This is a genomic window from Halanaerobium salsuginis (assembly GCF_900114545.1).
GTDB classification, from domain to species: Bacteria; Bacillota; Halanaerobiia; order Halanaerobiales; family Halanaerobiaceae; genus Halanaerobium; species Halanaerobium salsuginis.
The window spans coordinates 1-3,879 of the sequence record NZ_FOTI01000078.1; the positions used below are offsets into that span (position 1 = coordinate 1).

The following is a 3,879-nucleotide window of genomic DNA, read 5'->3' on the forward strand; positions in this document are numbered from 1 at the left end:
GGGCCCTGCCATTATTGTTAGTTCCTCTCCTCCTACTTCTACCCCATCTCCTAACTCAATTACTGTTTTTTCTTGCTTAAAATTCCAGCTTGTTAGTTTATAGGGATCAGAAATTACCACAACCTTCTCTACACAGCTCATCACCTGCAATTTCTCTTTTAAATTGATTTTCTTATCTGGAGCTGCACCTACAACACCAACAATTGTTGTTTCAGCTCCTGTATCAGGATGAGCAACAAAGCCCTCTTGTTCAATTAACTCTACTACCTGCTGCTGCTCAGATTTATTCGCCCCCTGCTTTAAAACTGCTATCATGTTAACTGCTCCTCTCTGCTAATAATTCTGCCAAATTTTTTAAAAAAAGTTTATTCTGTTCTCGAGTTCCAATACTAACTCTCAGCCAGCTTTCCATACCAAATTGACTACCTGGTCTAATAATAATTCCTCTTTTTTGTAGTTCAATAAATACTTCTGCTGCTGGCAAAGTACTATCTACCATTACAAAATTAGCTTCTGTTTTTATATAGTCAAGCTCTAATTTCTCAAATTCATTATATAAATAGTTTTTTTCTTTTTTATTTAAGTCTAAACATTTTTTAAGATGATCAGTTGCTGTGAGAGCCTGAACTGCAGCCTGCTGAGCTAAGCGATTAACATTAAACGGTCCCCGCAATCTGTTTAAGTAATCAATTAATTCTGAGTTACCAAGCGCATAACCTATCCTCATACCTGCCAGTCCATAGGCCTTTGAAAAAGTTCTCATTAAAAATAAATTTGGATAATCTGCCAGCAGCTCCACTCCATCAAAGTAATCAGCAGCTGTTATGTATTCCTGATAAGCCTGATCAACAACTACCAGAATATCATCTGGTATAACAGTTAAAAAATCAATTATTGCTTTTCTAGCTAAAGTTGTACCAGTTGGATTATTAGGATTACAAATAAAAATTACCTTTGTTTGCTCAGTAATAGCTGCTTTCATTGCTGCTAGAGGGTGGCGATATTCTTGATCAACCCCTATTTTAATACTTTTTCCACCTCTTGATTGAACAGCCAGTTCATACTTTGCAAAAGCAGGATCGGCCTGAATAACTTCTGACCCTTCTGTCAGAACAAGCGTCATTAGAAGATCAAGAATTTCATCAGAACCATTTCCAATAAATATTTTTTCAACTGGCAGCTGATATTTTTCTGCTAATTTAAGTTTTAGATCTCTACTATCTGAATCAGGATAGAGGCAGACCTCTCCTGCAGCTGATTTGATTTTTGCAATTACTTCCGGAGCTGGTCCTAATGGATTCTCATTTGAAGCAAGTTTAATAATATTATTTAATCCATATTCTCGCTTTACTTCCTCTACACTTTTACCTGCTTGATAACGATGCATTGCTTTAATTCCATCTTTAATATCTGCCATCAATCTATTCATTTCATCACCTTTTCTAAAAGTTTTTTGAAATCTGGAAAAGAAGTTTTTATAATTTCACTACCAGCAATTGTAAGCCCATCACAAGTCCTTAAGGCCAAAATTGCCAGTGACATTGCAATCCGATGATCGTGATAACTTTCTACTTTAACCCCACCAGTTAAATGATCAACTCCCTGAATTTCCATTCCATCTGGATTTTCTGTAATTTTAATTCCTAATTTTTTAAATTCAGCTGCTACAGCAGAAATACGGTCTGTTTCTTTTACCCGCAATTCAGCCGCATCTTTGATTATTGTTTTACCTTCGGCAAAGACAGCTAAAACTGCTATGATTGGAATTTCATCTATTAAACGAGGTATTAAGTCTCCAGCTATTTCTATACCTTTCAGTTGAGAAGGCTTAATTAGCAAGTCAGCTGTAGCTTCCCCGGCTGCTTTTGTTTGATTGAGTATTTCAATTTGTCCCCCCATAGCAGCAGCTACTTCTAAAAATCCACTTCTAGTTTGATTAATGCCAACATTCTTAATTAGCAGCTCTCCTTTTTCCGCCAATAAAGCTGCTGCAATAAAAAAAGCAGCTGAAGATATATCCCCTGGGATCTGAATCTGAAAAGGATTTAAGTGCCGCTGACAGGATGCTGGTAAAATTACTCGATCAGCTTCAATTTGTAGATCAATTCCAGCTCCCTGCAGCATTTTTTCAGTATGATCACGAGAAATAGCCGGCTCAATAATTACTGTTTCTTTGGGTGAATAAAGTGCTCCCAATAAAATTGAAGATTTAAGCTGAGCACTGGCTACAGGTAGTTCATATTCTATACTAGTTAGCTGTGTCCCCAGAATAGTTAGAGGGGCCAACCCCTTCTTACGTGAATAAATTTGAGCTCCCATACTGCTAAGAGGATTAATTATTCTTGCCATCGGCCGTTTGCGGAGCGATTTATCCCCTGTTAAAACCGAATAAAAATCCTGGGCAGCTAGCAAACCGGTTAAGAGACGCATTGAAGTACCAGAATTACCACAATCAAGAACATCAGCTGCTTCTTGCAGGCCATTTAGCCCCCTACCTTTAACTAAATATCTTCCAGCTTTCTCTTTTTTTATTTCAACTCCCAGCTGCTGCATGATCTTTAAAGTACATAAACAATCTTCACCTTCTAACAATCCCTTAATCTGGCTTTCACCTTCTGCCAGAGCTCCTAAAATAAGAGATCGATGTGAGATTGACTTGTCACCTGGAACTTCGATTTCACCTTCTATTTTACGTGCTCTATTTATTTTCAATACCATAATTTCCTCCTCAATACTTAAATACTCTTTTTTTATTGCTGTTTTTTTGCTGCTGCTGTTTTTAAAAATTCTAAAATTTGCGTCTGATCAGAATCAACTAAAAGCTTTTTTAAGTCTGCTAATTCTTTTTGATAGGCTGTTAGTAGTTCAATTAAATTTATCCGATTACTAAATATTATATCAAGCCATAGTTCAGGAGAACTACCTGCTATTCTTGTCATATCTTGATAGCCACTACCAGCCAGTTCTAAGATATTAGCTTCAGGAACAAGATTAACCAGGCTGGCAGAAAGCAGATGAGGAAAATGACTCAAATAAGCAGTCCACTGATCATGAGTAACAGCTCTAAGAATATACGGCCGTGCGCCAAGCTCAATAATCAATTCTTTAAGATCTGTTAAATAATCTTTTTCAACTTGACTTAACTGATTAATAATTAATTTTTCTGCCGACAAACTCAAATCATTTTTAGATATAGGGGATATTTGTTCAGAATGTGATTTATCCTCCTCAGCTAAATGAGCTCCAGGAGTCAAAATAAAAGCTGCATTTTTAAATAAATCTTGATTAACTGCTTTAATTCCTGACTTATCTGAGCCAGCCATTGGGTGACCGCCAATAAAAACTCGCGAACTAGCAGCTAAAATTTCTGCTGCCTGCTTCATAACTTCAACTTTCGTACTGCCAAGATCAACCAACAGTTGATCAGCTGAACCAAGTGCTTCAATTTCAGCTATAATTGAACCAATACTTGCAACTGGTACAGCAATAAAAATTAATTCTGCTGTCAGAACTTCTTTGCTTATTTCCAGATAACCTGTATCGATAAAACCCCTATTTAAAGCTGTCTTCAGAGTTGTTTCTTTATTATCAATACCAATTATAGTCAAAGTCGGATTTATTTCTTTCAGGGCTGCTGCCAGAGAAGCACCAATTAAACCAAGACCAACTACAGCAATTTTTTTAAAATTAAGCATAAGCAATTTTTCTTTCTTCAACTTCAAGATTACGCAGTGAAGCAGAAATCACCTGCAATTCTTCCATCATCTGAGCAAATTTAGCTGGCTTTAAAGATTGAGGTCCATCAGATAAAGCTGCTTCTGGATGAGGATGGACTTCTACCATGATTCCATCTGCACCTACTGCTACGGCTGCTCTTGC

General features: G+C 36.8%; 3 protein-coding genes and 2 pseudogenes. All 5 read right to left on the reverse strand.

Annotated features, from left to right (window positions below):
• Nucleotides 1–315: pseudogene (locus tag BMZ74_RS14095) on the reverse strand (3-deoxy-7-phosphoheptulonate synthase); the annotation flags it as partial.
• Nucleotide 316: 1 nt separating this feature from the next.
• The gene (gene hisC / locus BMZ74_RS14100) at nt 317–1,429 is read right to left on the reverse strand and encodes a histidinol-phosphate transaminase (RefSeq protein WP_089862840.1); all 1,113 of its coding nucleotides are present in this window, start codon (nt 1,427–1,429) and stop codon (nt 317–319) included.
• The gene (gene aroA / locus BMZ74_RS14105; protein ID WP_177181467.1) at nt 1,426–2,721 is read right to left on the reverse strand and encodes a 3-phosphoshikimate 1-carboxyvinyltransferase; all 1,296 of its coding nucleotides are present in this window, start codon (nt 2,719–2,721) and stop codon (nt 1,426–1,428) included. Before aroA ends, hisC begins: the two co-directional genes overlap by 4 nt.
• 29 nt (nt 2,722–2,750) lie before the next feature.
• Nucleotides 2,751–3,716, reverse strand: coding sequence for a prephenate dehydrogenase (locus BMZ74_RS14110; RefSeq protein WP_245750903.1), 966 nt, complete (start codon nt 3,714–3,716; stop codon nt 2,751–2,753).
• Nucleotides 3,688–3,879, reverse strand: a pseudogene (locus tag BMZ74_RS14115) (3-deoxy-7-phosphoheptulonate synthase); the annotation flags it as partial. The gene BMZ74_RS14110 and the pseudogene BMZ74_RS14115, both read right to left, overlap by 29 nt.